General features: G+C 41.7%; 13 protein-coding genes. 1 reads left to right on the forward strand and 12 read right to left on the reverse strand.

What is annotated here, in order from left to right; genetic code table 11:
• Window positions 1-12: 12 nt before the first annotated feature.
• Window positions 13-1,905, reverse strand: a complete 1,893-nt coding sequence (locus NKR21_RS10080; RefSeq protein ID WP_144456534.1) for a beta-glucoside-specific PTS transporter subunit IIABC — start codon at window positions 1,903-1,905, stop codon at window positions 13-15.
• A gap of 119 nt (window positions 1,906-2,024) precedes the next feature.
• The gene (locus tag NKR21_RS10085; RefSeq protein WP_012010142.1) at window positions 2,025-2,867 is read right to left on the reverse strand and encodes a PRD domain-containing protein; all 843 of its coding nucleotides are present in this window, start codon (window positions 2,865-2,867) and stop codon (window positions 2,025-2,027) included.
• A 374-nt stretch (window positions 2,868-3,241) separates the two neighbouring features.
• On the opposite strand from NKR21_RS10085, the gene NKR21_RS10090 reads away from it, so the two are divergent.
• On the forward strand, window positions 3,242-3,550 hold the full coding sequence (locus tag NKR21_RS10090; protein WP_144456532.1) for a magnetosome magnetite crystal formation protein family: 309 nt from the start codon (window positions 3,242-3,244) through the stop codon (window positions 3,548-3,550).
• A 54-nt stretch (window positions 3,551-3,604) separates the two neighbouring features.
• Here the strand turns inward: NKR21_RS10090 and NKR21_RS10095 are convergent, their stop codons facing one another.
• The 10 genes from NKR21_RS10095 to NKR21_RS10140 all read right to left on the reverse strand — a co-directional run bounded on the left by NKR21_RS10095 (window position 3,605) and on the right by NKR21_RS10140 (window position 15,079).
• Window positions 3,605-5,008, reverse strand: coding sequence for a sensor histidine kinase (locus NKR21_RS10095; RefSeq protein ID WP_144456530.1), 1,404 nt, complete (start codon window positions 5,006-5,008; stop codon window positions 3,605-3,607).
• A gap of 2 nt (window positions 5,009-5,010) precedes the next feature.
• Window positions 5,011-5,718 carry a response regulator transcription factor gene (locus tag NKR21_RS10100; protein WP_012010145.1) on the reverse strand — a complete coding sequence of 236 codons (708 nt, stop codon included), beginning with the start codon at window positions 5,716-5,718 and terminating at the stop codon, window positions 5,011-5,013.
• A gap of 132 nt (window positions 5,719-5,850) precedes the next feature.
• The gene (gene xynC / locus NKR21_RS10105) at window positions 5,851-7,119 is read right to left on the reverse strand and encodes a glucuronoarabinoxylan endo-1,4-beta-xylanase XynC (protein WP_041815581.1); all 1,269 of its coding nucleotides are present in this window, start codon (window positions 7,117-7,119) and stop codon (window positions 5,851-5,853) included.
• A gap of 31 nt (window positions 7,120-7,150) precedes the next feature.
• The gene (locus tag NKR21_RS10110) at window positions 7,151-8,671 is read right to left on the reverse strand and encodes a glycoside hydrolase family 43 protein (protein WP_186299643.1); all 1,521 of its coding nucleotides are present in this window, start codon (window positions 8,669-8,671) and stop codon (window positions 7,151-7,153) included.
• Between the two features lie 235 nt (window positions 8,672-8,906).
• Entirely contained in the window at window positions 8,907-10,367 is a 1,461-nt protein-coding gene (locus NKR21_RS10115; RefSeq protein ID WP_144456525.1) for a CoA-acylating methylmalonate-semialdehyde dehydrogenase, read from the reverse strand.
• Window positions 10,368-10,711: 344 nt separating this feature from the next.
• On the reverse strand, window positions 10,712-11,383 hold the full coding sequence (locus tag NKR21_RS10120) for an ABC transporter substrate-binding protein (protein WP_253602508.1): 672 nt from the start codon (window positions 11,381-11,383) through the stop codon (window positions 10,712-10,714).
• Between the two features lie 218 nt (window positions 11,384-11,601).
• Complete coding sequence (locus NKR21_RS10125) at window positions 11,602-12,642, reverse strand: LacI family DNA-binding transcriptional regulator (RefSeq protein ID WP_144456523.1); 1,041 nt, start codon at window positions 12,640-12,642, stop codon at window positions 11,602-11,604.
• 171 nt (window positions 12,643-12,813) lie between these two features.
• Window positions 12,814-13,506: a D-allulose 6-phosphate 3-epimerase gene (gene alsE, locus NKR21_RS10130; protein ID WP_144456521.1), complete on the reverse strand. Its 693-nt coding sequence runs from the start codon at window positions 13,504-13,506 to the stop codon at window positions 12,814-12,816.
• Window positions 13,507-13,523: 17 nt separating this feature from the next.
• Complete coding sequence (locus NKR21_RS10135; protein WP_144456519.1) at window positions 13,524-14,786, reverse strand: PTS ascorbate transporter subunit IIC; 1,263 nt, start codon at window positions 14,784-14,786, stop codon at window positions 13,524-13,526.
• Window positions 14,787-14,812: 26 nt separating this feature from the next.
• Window positions 14,813-15,079: a PTS sugar transporter subunit IIB gene (locus NKR21_RS10140; RefSeq protein ID WP_012010156.1), complete on the reverse strand. Its 267-nt coding sequence runs from the start codon at window positions 15,077-15,079 to the stop codon at window positions 14,813-14,815.
• Window positions 15,080-15,091 lie beyond the last annotated feature (12 nt).

A 15,091-nucleotide genomic window follows, 5' to 3' on the forward strand; every position in this document is an offset into this window, starting at 1 on the left:
CTTCTCTTTATATTAGTGAATAAGCATTAAGAGCTTATTTTGAATTGCAGTGACATGAGCGTCACCTGTATGAATCACATCAAGGTATTGCGTAGAATTTGTGACGATAATAGGTGTCACTACATCTAAATGGTTTGATTGAATTCCTTCTATATCAAACGATAATAAATGATCCCCGGTTTTGATCTCATCGCCCTCTTTTACGAGTACATCAAAGAATTGGCCGTTTAGGCTGACGGTATCAATCCCCACGTGAATCAATAATTCAATCCCATCATCTGAAACGATTCCGATGGCATGTTTAGTAGGCGTAACAGTCACTACTTTTCCTGAGAACGGTGCTTGTACCACCCCCTTATCAGGCAAAATTGCGACTCCTTTTCCCATCATTTCACTTGAGAACACGGAATCATTCACTTCAGATAAAGGAATGACCTTTCCGCTCATAGGTGCTTGAACTTCGAATGGGCTTGTTTGCTTAGATAATTGTTGATTCTCTGTACCCACAGCGTGATTTGGCTTTTCTGCTGCTTGCTCGTTAACGGCTGTAACAGACTCCTTAAATCCAAGGAAAATGGTGACGAGAAGTGACACGATAAAGCTCAAGGCGATTCCAATCAGAGCCAGCTGGAAATTATTCGTCCCTTTCATCATGTAAGTGGGCAGTGAGGTGATGCCTGGAATCGAAAAGGCTGTTGTTTTAACTGAAAATAAACCGTAAAAACATCCACCGACTGCGCCGCCAATTAATGAAGCATAAAATGGTTTTTTTAGTCTAAGCGTGACTCCATAAATGGCTGGTTCTGTGATACCGAAGAAACTAGGAAGCAATGTTGAAAGCGCTAAAGACCTTGTTTCTACCCGTTTGGTACGGATGATGACACCTAACACAGCGCCTGCTTGCGCCATATTCGCGATGAAATTCATCGGAAGCAGCATGATATCGTAACCCATTTTTTCAAAGCTGGCTAACGTGCTTGGGAAAAATGCGTAATGCATCCCAGTTAACACAATGAGTGGCATCAAGCCTCCCATTAATAAACCGGCAATCGGACCAGCGAAATTGAACAAGGAAGTGAAAAAGATTTCTAAATACTGCCCGGAAACGTTTCCAATAGGAGCGATAAAAGCCAGTGTAAGAGGAGCCGTGATCATTAGGCTCAGTACTGGTGTAAATACGATACTTAAGGATTTGGGGATCGCTTTTGTTATCCACTTATCGACAAAACTTAGTAATAGCACACCTAAAATAATTGGTAATACAGAAGATGTGTAATTATTTAATGGAATACTCAACCCTAAAAAACTTAACGGATCTGCTCCCTTTGCTGCACCTTCGATCATCGCTGGATATAGTAAAATCCCTGCTAATGCGAGCGCAAGAGATTCTCGCGTTTTAAACTTTTTCGCTGCCGAATAAGCAATGAGGAAAGGTAAAAAGTAAAACACAGCATTTGAAAAGATTTGAAGTACTTGATAGGTAGAGCTTGTCTCCGTTAGCCAACCTAAGCTAACAAACAGTGCCATGATCCCTTTGATCAATCCACTACCAACAATCGCTGGTAAAATAGGTGTGAAAATTCCGCTGATTACATCGAATACGACTTCGATTGGATTCATCTTTGACGTGTTTTTAACAGGAGTAGAATCATTGCTACTATGACCGACCAGATGATCGATTTCCTCATAAATCTCTGCTACCTTTGCTCCAATAATGACTTGAAATTGTCCACTTTGGAATTGTGCACCTAAAACACCATCTAATGTTTTCAGCTCATCCACTTTTACCTTGCTTTCATTGTTGAGATTAAATCTTAGCCTTGTGATACAATGCCAACTTTGAGATATATTTTCGGTTCCACCGATTAATTTCACAATTTCTTGAGCCAATTCTTTGTTTTCCATGCCTTCACCCCTTCATTTTCACAAAAAAAACCTAAACAAAATCCACCATTAGAAAAGATCATTCTTCTTCATGGAGATTTGTTTAGGTTAATGCTTTTTCATAACACGCCTAAAAGAAATCATTTATTTTTTTGGTGTTCCTTTGTAATTCTTTCAATATGGATGACTAAAAAAACAAGCTCGTCTTCTGTCACATTCCAATTGAATTCTCGTTTTAACATTTCTTTGATAATCAACCCACACGCATAACTCTTCATATAACGATCCTGTATTAATTCTTTTAACGAGTCATCCATCTGCTGTGGTGGTTGATTGGTTTCCTGCCTGACAATAAAATATCTCAAATGTGTGATAAACCTCGAATAATTAATGGATGATTTATCTAATATCATCTCAAAAATATTTTGAATGATTTTGACGATTTCTTTCGTGAGGTGAGTCATCTTAATGGTGTCTCCCATAGACTGACCATCTATTTGAGCGTTTACAAAATGCAGGGCAATGAGTGAAGCTTCAGTATCTTCAAAAGAAATGCCCATCATCTTTTGAATAATTGTCAGTGCTTTTTTCCCGATTTGATATTCTTGAAAATAGAGATGTGGAATCTCCCACACAATGGGGTTTTCATACGCTATTTTTTCTTCGTGCCTTTGAATAGCAAAGGTAAGATGATCGGAAAGCGAAAAGAGCACGCTGGAACCTAACTTCTTATTCAACATCTCTTCGCCCACGCGAATGATTTTTTCAGTTAATAAAAGGATATCAGTTGGGATAGCGGTAAGTTGAGATTCTAATGGAGACGTCTGATCAGAATAAAATGTCTTACTGATAGCGCTCTCATCAAGTGTATCACCTTTCTTCTTTTTAAAACCTATTCCTGTTCCAAACACAACAACTTCATTTTGAGCCTCTGTTAGAGCTAATACGATATTATTATTTAAAACTTTAACGACGGTGAACATCCTCATCCCACCTTACCTAAAATGCTAAAAAAAGCATAAAAAAACACCAAAATCTCAGCAAACAACGTACAAATGTACAAACTGTTTACCTGACTTGGTGGTGCCTGATCATATCAGTAACACTCCTGCATCGGTTACGACTTTATTTTAAACAGAGGAATGACCAAAGTCAACTTTTTTTTCTGAAAAAATAGATGTAAATACCTATAATGATTTTATCTTGCATGGATCATTCTACAGTTTAACATATTTAAGGTTGTTGTAAGGTTAGGATTAATACAAGTTAAGGTTGAGGTTGTACAATGGGTTTGTAAGGAAGTGAGGGATGAGTCAAATGGTCCCCTCTTCTAAATCAATCATAGAGGTGAAATGTTTTGAGAGAAAATAAAATTTTGTCTTCATTATGTTACTTCAGTATCTTTTTTGCACCGTTTCTGTTTCCGATTATCGTTTACTTCTTAGGAAAGGATGAAGTGAAATATCATGCGAAAAAGTCACTATGGACGCATGTTATTCCTTATTTGATTTTCGGTATTGGAATTGCCGGATCAGGTTTACTTGGCATGAACGATATCAGGCATGCTGGTCCGTTCTTAATTGCAACATATGCTGTGACATTCCTTGTGGCGATCTACTTCTTCATTTGGAACATTGTGAAAGGCATTAAAGTGTTTTCAGAATAATAGATGGAAAAAACGGTTCTGTCATTGAGCAGAACCGTTTTTTTGTATGTCTCTTTATGCGGGTAACTGGATATTAATCGTAGTCCCTTCTCCAATGATACTCTGTATCGTCATATCTCCGCCGTGTTTTTGGATGATATCTTTTGCAATCGCCATTCCAAGACCAGAGCCAGCATGTGTCCCTCCTGTATTCGTCCCTCTATAGTAGCGGTCAAACACTTTTTCTAGCTCTGCTTCTTCAATTCCTTTGCCGTTGTCTTGAATTGTGATGTGGGTATGGTCTTTTTGTTCAAGCTGTACAATGATTTTCACATCCGCATCATTGTGGACCAGGGCATTTAATATGAGATTGGTGACCGCTCTTCGTATGAGGATCGTATCAATATTCAGCATAAGCTTGTCTACATTCGTTTGCAGCTCAATGGTCTGATTAGCATATCTCGAATCATTGAGGATATCAATTAACGTTTCACGCAGCAACGGCACAATGTTCACCAGCTCTTTATGCAGCATCACGTCGTTATTTTTAAGCCTTGTTGTTAAATTTAGATCCTCCATCACATCTTTAATGTACAGTGATTTATTCTCAATGATATCAGCGTAATGTCTGATATCTTGTTCTGAAACAGGATAACTTGGATCTTTCATGATTTCTGCATAGCCTTGAATAGAGGATAATGGTGTTTTAATATCATGAGAAATATGGCTGATCCACTCTTCTCGCATTTGCTCTAATTTGTCTTTTTCCTTTTGACTTGAAGCGAGCTGCTCTGATAAGTGATTGACATTATAGAACACATCTTTATAGATTCCCTTCGTTGGCAGCTTCGTCGTATAATCTCCGTTTGCGAGTCGCTGGATGCCGTAAATGGCACGGCCGAGCGGTTTGATGAGCTGCCGGCTGAATAAGTATCCAATGAATAAGGCAATGATGGCATCAATCGATAATAAAATCATCGTCCCGATATTGAATTGCGATATTAAGTCTTTCGTATCAAAAGAAAATAAATATTTTCCGATGGAAGGGTCCTTAAATCCGATAAAGTAGCTGTATTCCTCGCCCTTTCCGTTTTTCCCCCCAGCATAAATAGTCGACATCAATTGCTTATCTTTATATTTATGTAAGTTCACGATTTCTATAGGTGTGTATTTGCTCTTTAAACCTTTAGGTGCTTGTGCATGATAGACGTCTTGTCCATTTTCATCTAATATTTGAATCCAAGCGTTTTGTTGTTTTAAGGCTTGTTGTCCTTCTTTACTCACAGTAATATCTTGATCAGACAAGGTGATGTATTGTTCAAATGTTCTTGTGAAGGTTTCCGGCGTATTTTCTTCGTTTTGCTGGCTGCTTGCTTGTAGTACAAGCCAAATCATGAATCCAAATAAGTTAATAAAGACTGTGATAATGGTCACGATAATGACAGAGACCATATATCTGCCTGTTAATCGCCATTTCATCTTTACGCATCCTTTACAACAAATTTATAGCCAAGCCCTTTAACTGTCACGAGAAATTCTGGTGTAGATGGGGAATGTTCTATTTTCTCCCGAAGTCTTCGTATATGTACCATCACTGTATTATCAGAACCGAAGAAATCCTCTCCCCAAACCGTTTGATATAGCGTTTCTTTACTGATCACGCGATTCGGATGCTGCAAGAAATAAGTCATCAACATAAGTTCTTTCGGAGTGAGCTCAATCGCCGCTCCGTTTTTCGTTAGTTCAGCTTGCTGCTCGTTTAACTCAAAAGGTCCTTTTTTAATCACGGGCTCCTCTTGAGAAGGCTGTAAGTATGATGACCGTCTTAGCTGAGCTTTTACCCGGTAGGCAACTTCTTTTGGGCTGAACGGTTTTGTAATGTAATCATCGCCGCCAATGGCAAGTCCTACAATTTTGTCTGATTCTTCTCCCTTTGCTGATAAAAAGATAATGGGAACATGCGAGACGTCTCTGATTTGTTTGCAAATATCGTAGCCTTCACCGTCTGGCAGCATAATATCCAGTATGACGAGATCGGGTTGTTCTTGATGGAATTGTGAGAGCCCGTCACGGGCAGTTGAAGCTGTTATCACCCGGTCAATGCCTTCTCTTGTTAATACGGTATGGATTAATTCCAAGATTTCTTTTTCGTCATCTATAATCAAGACTTTGTTTTGAAGTTTTGGCATTATGATCACTCTCCTGAAGTCATTGTTATTATTATATCCAAAGTGGAGACGTCGTGAAAAATCAACTTTCTATTTACACAGAAAAAAAGCCAATTTTCTTTTTTAATGAGAAAATTGGCTTTTGGTGTTTATTTAGCGTTTGACCACAAATGTTGTCACACTTTGAGCAGGGAGATGTGCCCAAAATTGATTTCCTGATATGTTTAAGTCAGTTCCAGGCTGAAGGTTACTGTTACTGCTTGTGACCCATCTTGACGCTTTAGAAGCAGTTCCATTTTGCATAACAAAGTGTTGATTGACTCCTGCATTGTTTTTGTTAATCGCGACAATGACGACCTGATTGTTTCCTTTATAGGCTGACACGAAAACATTCGGTTCAGGGCTTTTTGTTGCATCAACTCTGACGAATCCTGGACGCACAAACTTGGAGAAATGCGCCATGTTGTATCCGCGCTTGCTAATCATTCCATCTTCTTTCATAGGACCGTATGACCTGCGGATGTACCACCACACATACGCCTGAAAGTCCCCTTCCACCATTGAATGGTGAATATGCTCTGATACCCCTAATGCCTCAGGCCAGCGGTCAGCAGAATTGTTATCGCTATTCGGGTAGTAGACCTCTGTCATCCACAGCTCTTTTCCCCCTCCTTTTTGTTTGAAAAGAGGATACGGAAGCTGGCTAATTTGGGTTCCGTACAGATGGGCTCCGAGAATGTCCATATTTCTAAGCGCCTGCGAATCGTTTAAGATAGGATCTGAGATATTCTTAAGGTATTGAAAGGATTCTGGTGCAATCACGCGTGCGTTAATGGAGCCGGCATTTTCTCTCATGAATCGCAGGATTTCCTGAGGTGTCCACCATGTCCATTCATGTGCATAATCAGGCTCGTTTTGTACAGAAATGGCATATAGATTGACGCCATTATTTTTCATGTATGTCACAAAATCATTCAAATGCTGAGCGTATGCGGCGTATTGATTGTATCTTAGCCGCTTTGCAGACGCACCATTACGGTTGAAAGTCTCCACCATATGGCTTGGAGGATTCCAAGGTGAAGCGATCACCAAAGCGCCATGCTCTATCGCTCTTTTAGCGGTGGCGACTTCTCTGTGCCAATTATTTCTGTTCTCGTCTACATAAATGCGTAGAATGGAGAATCCTAACTGATTCTGCCCATTACCAAATGCGGTTTCCCTTTGAGGTCCGGTCAAATCACCAATCCAAGCCGGATGGTTCATTCCGCCAAAGCCGCGGATCATTTGTCTTTCCGCGTTGACATTAATATTCGCATCACTTGCCGCTGACACCTCAGTTACGCCGGGGCCTATGAACATGACAGACAGCATAGTGAAGCAGACCAATAAAGTGCAAATTGGTTTTTTGATTATGGACATCAAATTTTCCCACTCTCCCATCAACTAGTTTTGTTTATCTTTGAGTAAACTGCCAGGAATCAAATTGGAATAGGTTGGCACCATTTCCTTTGAAGACAAAAAATACGTTGTGTACTCCCGTTGCCCCGTTTACTGTTGTTTCTATTTCTCGCCAGTTTCCACCTGAGGAAGGGACATTGAGTGTTCCTACCATTCTGCCGTCTGGACTGCCAAGACGTACTTCAATTTGTCCGCCTGAGGCTGCTACATTGGCTTTAAAGGTTCTGGCACCCCTAGAGCCGAAATCGACATTACTGACAGCCACCCAATCGCCATTTTGAATGTTTGTGACATGCTGGTTATTGACTGGCCCACCAGGTGCTGAGGAAGCCTCTGTTAAAATGCGTCCATTCCAAGCGAATGTTTCAGCTTCTACCCGCTGATATGGATTGAGGTTAGAAAGCTGTTTAACGCCTTCAAAATTGGCTGCGACCTCTCGAAGGGAGCCGTCCGCATTATGGACAAGCTTATTAATGTGGGGAGATCTGTAGCCTTTCCCTGCTCCGTATAAGGCAGAGCTCACCGTTTGCGTGTGATACACGACATACCATTCGTTTTTAAAATTGAACACCGCATGATGGTTGTTACCGCCGCCACCGAAAAATGAACCTGGATTTTTCAAGAAGTGTCCTTTATACGTAAAGGGCCCCATTGGACTTGAGCTCGTCATATAACCGATCTCGCCTGGCGGTTTATCTGCTGGGTGGGAGCCGCCAAAATTGATGCAATACGAATAGTAATAGGTACCGTTATACTTATGCATCCCTGAATCTTCAAACATAAAAGGAGCATCAATGGTTGATGCGCTGCCGGCCACACTTGTCATGTCAGGCCCTAGCTTCAGAACTCTTGCTGTTTTAGGATTGGCCCATTGCCCCTGTGTTGGATTTGAACCGCCTGGAACGCCTCCGCCGGCATATAGATAACCGGTCCCGTCATCATCTACAAATACAGCTGGATCAAACAGCCATACAACACCGGACATTCCTGGTGTATTTGGTGTGACGAGCGCTTTTCCGATAGGGTCTTTCCAAGGACCAATCGGACTATCCGCTGTCAAGACGCCAATCCCTCCGCCGCTGTTAGCAAAATAAAGGAAAAATTTATCCTTCCCATTGATCTTCTTCACCGCAGCCGCTGGAGCCCAAGAAGCGCCTGCCCATTTGGCAATCCCTTTCCCGCCATTTGCCCCATTTGCGCCTGCTACTGGAATCGCTCCGTGATCTGTCCAGTTCACCATATCTGCCGAAGAGATGACAAAGACCCTATTCAAATTCGCAAAAGAATTGTCCTTAATCGTTCCATTGCTTTGATATTCATAGTCATCACTCGACATATAAATGTACACTCTGCCGTTATAGGTGAGCGCAAACGGATCTGCTCCCAGGTGATGGTCTATGAGCGGATTTGCATTTCCTACTCGTTTTGCAATGGGGCTACTTGCTGCACTCGCATCATATACGGGTATACAGCTTAGTACCAAAGCAAGAATCAAAAAACCTAAACCGCACTTCATCCTCTTTCTCATCGCATCATTTTCCTCCTGTTTTCATCTTCCTAATATTGGGGTTTACGCCCAATTTCAAATTATGTTGAAAGACGCTGATGAAGAATGAATACAAAGGATGATTTCTTAGGGGGAATCGTTGCTGAAACAACTATGTAAACCCTTACTTTTAGACTAGGAGGCAACAAAAAAATGCAGTTCTCCTTTTGGAACTGCATTTTCTTAGTTAATTTATGAGTGTTGATCACATATAACGAGCGGTCACCATCTTTTTTCTTGTGTAAAACTCCACTCCGTCTGTTCCATTGGCGTGCAAATCCCCGTAGAAAGAATCCTTCCAGCCGGAAAACGGGAAAAATGCCATTGGTGCGGGAACACCAATATTGACGCCGAGCATCCCTGCTTCGATGTTTTCGCGAAATTCTCTAATGCTTGATGCACTGTCAGTGTACAGGCAGGCACCGTTCGCAAATTTTGATTGATTGGACAGGTCGATCGCTTCTGTCAGTGAAGAGACACGTACAATTGATAAGACTGGGGCGAAAATCTCGTCCTGCCAAATTTTCATTTGATTTGTCACATGGTCAAAGATCGTTGGTCCAACGAAATACCCTTTTCCATTTGTTTCGTGATCTTTCCTGCCATCTCGAATGAGACTTGCGCCTTCTTCAATTCCTGACTGAATGTATTGAAGCGTTCGCTCCTTATGTTCCTCTCGAATGACTGGACCAAGAAAGACCTCTTCTTTTATTCCGTTTCCAATGACAAGCTCGTTCGATTCATCCACTAATTTTTGAATGAGATCATCTGCCACTTCTTTTTCTACTGCGACAACGGCCGCGGCCATGCAGCGCTCTCCTGCTGATCCAAAGGCAGCACCAATGATTTGTTTCGTTGCTGCGTCTAAATCTGCATCTTTGAGGACAATGGAGTGATTTTTTGCTCCTGCAAGTGCTTGGACACGTTTGCCATGCTCTGTGCCTTTTTTATAGACGTATTCTGCAACTGGCTGAGAGCCGACAAATGAAATGGCTTTGACCTTTTGGTGTTCAAGCAGACCATTGACGACATCATGAGCTCCATTGACAATGTTGAGAACCCCTTTTGGAAGACCTGCTTCTTCAAATAATTCGGCTAATCGTGCGGCAAGAATCGGCGTGCGCTCTGAAGGTTTTAAAACAAACGTATTTCCGCAGGCAATGGCAATTGGGAACATCCAGCAAGGAACCATCATCGGAAAGTTAAAGGGTGTAATTCCGCCGATGACGCCAATTGGATAGCGGTACATGCCAGATTCGAGTCCAGATGCGATATCTGGTAATTGTTTTCCCATCATTAAGGTTGGTGCACCAGCGGCAAATTCGACACATTCAATCCCGCGCTGCACCTCTCCTTTTGCTTCTGTGATGCTTTTTCCGTTTTCCATCGTTACGAGTTCAGCTAGCTCATCCCATTTGTCAACGAGTAACTGTTGGTATTTAAATAAAATGCGTGCACGGCGGGGAACGGGAGTTTTCGACCAATTGGAAAATGCTTCTTGTGCTGCCTGTACCGCATGTTCGACATCTTTTTTTGTTGAAAGCGGCACTTCTGCGATGATCTTGCCAGTAGCTGGGTTATATACTGCCTCTGTTTGACTAGTTTCTGCCTCAATCCATTGTCCGCCAATATAATTTTTCAACATTTGTACATCTGTTTTGGTCATGTTCCCTCTCTCCTTTTTATGAAAAAATGTGTCATGCTTATAGGATGTGTTTAGTTGTCATTGTCTCATCTAACGGGCGTCCATCTGTATACACTTTTTGTCAAATATTATTGTCGTTTTGGTTTACGTTGTGATAAAAGCTTGCTCTAACGTGTGAAAGGCTGACGCCCATCCATTGGTTTGTGAGAAATGATGCCTGGATGTGATTCATTCATGGTATATTTTTGATTAACTTCTGGTTAACTTTAGAAAAATCATAATATTAAAAACGCTTTCAGTCAATCCTCTTTTTGCAGCATAAAAAAACCTGATGCGCATTGCATCAGGTAGAGGGTGGTTTATTTCTATAAGTTGGTTGATGCGGCGTATTGATTCGGATCTGCAAAATGCGGGAGCATCTCACCATGTGCTTCAATGAGTTCATCAAAGACTTGGGCGATATTTGAGTTGTCTCCTCCTGGTATCCAGAGCGGCACAACCTCTCCTTTACTTTTTTCTTTCACCGTCAGCAAAGCCGATTTAAATTCATCGAGTGTTCTAGGAACCTCAATGTCATAGTCCTTTAATAGATTGGCATTAAAGCTAATCCCATCTTTTGCTTGATTCAGCGGATACGCGTATACTTTGCCATCTTGATCCTTTAAAATTTGATCGAGTGAAGGATCAAGTTGTTCCACCCAATTCATCTCTTTTAAATCAGCGACATACTCGCTATAGCGGAGTTTTGCCCAGCCATGAGTGTCAAACAGATCTGGCATATCATTTGCCCCCATTTTGACACGGATCGTATCTTCATAGCTGTTGCCTGGGAAGTTAGCATCGATTCGAAGATGTGGATGCTCTTTTTCAAACGCTCGAATCACTTCTTCAAACGCTTTTCTTTCCCCGCTATTGCTCATCGTCGAAAAGAGCGTCAGTGTGACCTTTCCGTTTGCTTCGGACGTACCGTTATTGCCACAAGCAGACAAAAGAATGGTCAAGACAAAGACCGCAGTCAGTAGCATTTTTTTATTCATGGTTTCCTCCTTTTGATCACTGAAAATTCAGACGATAATCGGTAGAATTCATGCAGTTGCTGAAACAAAAGAAGTCTATTATACTGGAATTCTATTCTTTTCAAAGAGATAAGAGAGCATACCGGTAGGCTGCCTTGTTCTTCGCATGATCTGGCCATCGTGCGAAGCAGCTTGCTTTCTGCTTTTTTGTCTCTTTTTTGTTTGCTGAAATCGCGGGTTCACCCCCTTTCATGGACGAGACATGTGCTGCCCCGTTCGATGAGTTTTGTTGGCACGACGACTTTTAGAGGAAGCTTTCTGCCGTTTATTCTCTCAAGCAAAAGCTTCAGACCGACTTCCCCCATTTCTTCTGTATATACTTTGACGGTTGTAAGTGGCGGACTTGAAAATGAAGCCGCTTCAATGTCATTAAACCCAACGATGGATACATCTGAAGGTACACGTAGACCGGCTTCGTTGAGCGCGCGCATTGCACCGATCGCCATTGAATCACTTCCGATAAAAAAGGCTTGTGGCAGGTTTCCTTTTTTAATGGCCTGCTGCATGAGCGTATAGCCTTCTTGCATGGAGTATTCCCCGATATGGATGTCATCAAGATGAAGACCACCTACTTCTTGCATTCTTTTCATAAACGTTGTTTGTCTTTCGTCCTCAATCACAGCATTCCCTTCGAAATAATGCTCTCGCTCCTTTCCACCAATATAGCCTAAATGTGTATAGCCAAGCGATTGCAAATGGCGAATTGCTCGATCTGCCGCTCTGACAAAATCAACATGTACGCAATCATACAAATCCTCATCCGCATAATGATTGATAAAAACAATATGTTCCATTCGATTTGTCATTTTTTCAACCGTATCAGGACTGATTCGGCCAATGACAATCAAACCATCAATATCCTTTAGCATCGCCTCTTGATCCATGCTTCTCAGGCGAAAGGTATGGAGGGTGGACAGCCCTTGTTTGGCATATTCTTTTTCAATTCCTTTTCGAATCGATGAAAAAAAGGGATCATTTAATTCTTCGTCAATGGATTGAGCGACAACGATACCGATGATTGGGGATTCAGGTGGGCTTTTTTCCTCTGATTGATCGGCTTTTCTTGCTCTCACGGGGGTATAGTTTAACTTCTTTGCAATATCGAGGATGTTTTGTCTTGTTGCGTGAGAAACGGCAAGGGTTTGATCGCCATTTAACACACGGGATACAGTAGAAACGGACACTTTTGCATCATGAGCAATATCTTTGAGTGTGGTCATAGGCAAACTCCTCTTGTTTTTTGACTAAATATTTACTAAAGATATTTGAAGGATACCATGTTGGTAAAGCGCTTTCAAGTGTGAATTTGTGGTTTTTTTCTTTGTTTTTTGGTTAGAAGTGATGTTTTAGTAAAATTGCGTAAAAAAAGAGGATTGTTTCATCCTCTTTTACTAATGTGATTCAATTGAGGCTGTTTCTTTTGAAAACAATTGCTTCATTGTCTCCCAAGCCGTATCGAGTTGCTGGTGAAGTCCGAATAAACCTGAGTTGCCGATAATATAGATCTCATTTCCAGCTTCAGCAAGCTGCCGGAACGTGTGCTCATTACAGGAGCCGTCTACTTCAATTGAAAATGAGTATCCTTTCTTCTCTTTTACCTCTTTCACCTGTTTAATTTTCTGTAGCATTTCTTTAATAAAAGGCTGTCCTGCAAAGCCTGGATCAATCGTCATGATCGTCACTCGGTCTATTAAATGCAGGTAAGAATCTAACACTGCAATTGGTGAGGCGGGATTTAAGACAAAGCCAACCTCGCAGTCTCTTTGATGGATATGCTGAATGATCCTAAAAACGTCTCTTTGCACGACCTCTGGGTGTAAGCAGACCATGCTTGCGCCTGCATCAATGCAGGCATCGATTAAAAATTCTTGGGGGGATTCCGCCATAAGATGCACATCAATTGGTTTGTCTGTCAGTTTTCGAAGCTGTTCTATAAAAAAAGGTGATAAGGTGATATTTTTCACGTAATGACCATCCATGACATCGACATGATATCGATCTGCTCTTGTGTTCAGAATATGAATATGTTCGCGGAAGTGCGTTAAATCCATGCACATCAGTGACGGTGAAAAAATGGCTGACATTCTCAGAATCCTCCTTTTTACAGTTGAAATACAAACTTGATCAGTCCAATCAAGATTCCGATGATACCAAAGTCTGTATCTCCAAAAGTTGTCCCTTCAAAACCAAGGGTTCCTAACACAGGCAATAAACAAGCAGGTAAAAAGGAAAGGAGCAACCCATTCACAAATGCCCCAGCGATAGCACCTCTCACCCCTCCTGTTGCATTGCCGTACACTCCTGCTGTAGCACCGCAAAAAAAGTGCGGGACAAGACCAGGAACAATGACAGTTAAACCAAACAATGGTAAAAGAAAAATAGATACGATGCCTCCCGCAAAGCTGCATAAAAAACCGATAATGACTGCATTTGGAGCAAATGGAAAAACGGTTGGTGCGTCTAGTGCCGGTTTTGCCCCTTTCACAAAACGATCGGCAATTCCTTTGAAAGCAGGCACGATTTCACCGATTGCCATCCGCACCCCGGCTAAAATAATGTAAACACCAGCAGCAAAGGTAATCGCTTGAATGAGAATGAAGACAGCGAAGTTTGTGCCGCCACTCATTTGTTCTATAAAAGAAATTCCAGCAAATGGTGCAATTGCAAAGAAGAGCAAAGCCATCGTGATTGAAATGGCCACAGATGTATCTCGTAGAAAGCCGAGTGATTTAGGCACTTGAATGGTTTCTGTTGATTTCTCTGGACGACCGATCCATTTTCCGATCATTCCAGCTGTAAAATAACCGAAGGTACTGAAGTGTCCAAGCGCTAGATCATCGCTTCCAGTGACTTTCCTTGTGAATGGCTGAAGAATAGCGGGTGCAATGACCATAGCTGTCCCTAATATGATTGAACCGGCGGTGACAAGAAACGGTCCCTCCATTCCCGCTGTCGATAGAACGACTGCGAGCATAGCAGCCATATACAAGGTATGGTGTCCTGTTAAAAAAACATATTTAAAGGGGGTGAATTTTGCCAATAGCAAATTGACCAGCATGCCAAAAATCATAATGAGAGCTGTCTGTGTCCCGAATTCTTTTTGAGCAATAGCTGCCATGGCATCTGTATTTGGCACAACCCCTTGAATGTGAAAGGCTGCTTCAAACATTTTCCGGAAAACCCCAAGTGAATCAGACACGACTGTGGCGCCTGCTCCTAATATGACAAAACCCATGGTTGTTTTGAAGGTGCCTGACACGGTATCTGCGGCTGATTTTTTCTGCAAAAGTAAACCGGCCAGTGCAAACAAACCAATGAGAATGGCTGGTGTACCCAATATATCGTTCATGATCAGTTCTATCATGATGTGAATCCCCCTTTTTTCGTGGCTTATATGTGTTTGCGAAGGACGTCTTTAATGGCTTCCTGGTCTAACAAGTTATGTAATCCAGCAACCTGTCTTATGCCGTCATCCAGCTGATCGATAATGTCTGTTGCTCCGATATATAGATCAGCCAGTTCATTTTTACTTGTGCTGAGATCGGTATGATCCACTTCAGCTACAAGCCCTAACTCTTCTAATGCTTTCTTGACATTCATTTCTACGATAAAGCTGCTTCCTAATCCGTTTCCGCATACAACAAGAATTTTTTTCATTCTCTTTTTCCT

The sequence above is a fragment of the Bacillus sp. 1735sda2 genome (genome assembly GCF_024159245.1).
Classification (GTDB): Bacteria; Bacillota; Bacilli; order Bacillales; family Bacillaceae; genus Bacillus; species Bacillus pumilus_O.

Coding starts and splice junctions, on each gene's coding strand:
- NKR21_RS10080 (WP_144456534.1), bottom strand. CDS start 1,905: ATGGAAAACAAAGAATTGGCTCAAGAAATTGTGAAATTAATCGGTGGA.
- NKR21_RS10085 (WP_012010142.1), bottom strand. CDS start 2,867: ATGTTCACCGTCGTTAAAGTTTTAAATAATAATATCGTATTAGCTCTA.
- NKR21_RS10095 (WP_144456530.1), bottom strand. CDS start 5,008: ATGAAATGGCGATTAACAGGCAGATATATGGTCTCTGTCATTATCGTG.
- NKR21_RS10100 (WP_012010145.1), bottom strand. CDS start 5,718: ATGCCAAAACTTCAAAACAAAGTCTTGATTATAGATGACGAAAAAGAA.
- NKR21_RS10110 (WP_186299643.1), bottom strand. CDS start 8,671: ATGAAGTGCGGTTTAGGTTTTTTGATTCTTGCTTTGGTACTAAGCTGT.
- NKR21_RS10115 (WP_144456525.1), bottom strand. CDS start 10,367: ATGACCAAAACAGATGTACAAATGTTGAAAAATTATATTGGCGGACAA.
- NKR21_RS10120 (WP_253602508.1), bottom strand. CDS start 11,383: ATGAATAAAAAAATGCTACTGACTGCGGTCTTTGTCTTGACCATTCTT.
- NKR21_RS10125 (WP_144456523.1), bottom strand. CDS start 12,642: ATGACCACACTCAAAGATATTGCTCATGATGCAAAAGTGTCCGTTTCT.
- alsE (WP_144456521.1), bottom strand. CDS start 13,506: ATGTCAGCCATTTTTTCACCGTCACTGATGTGCATGGATTTAACGCAC.
- NKR21_RS10135 (WP_144456519.1), bottom strand. CDS start 14,786: ATGATAGAACTGATCATGAACGATATATTGGGTACACCAGCCATTCTC.
- NKR21_RS10140 (WP_012010156.1), bottom strand. CDS start 15,079: ATGAAAAAAATTCTTGTTGTATGCGGAAACGGATTAGGAAGCAGCTTT.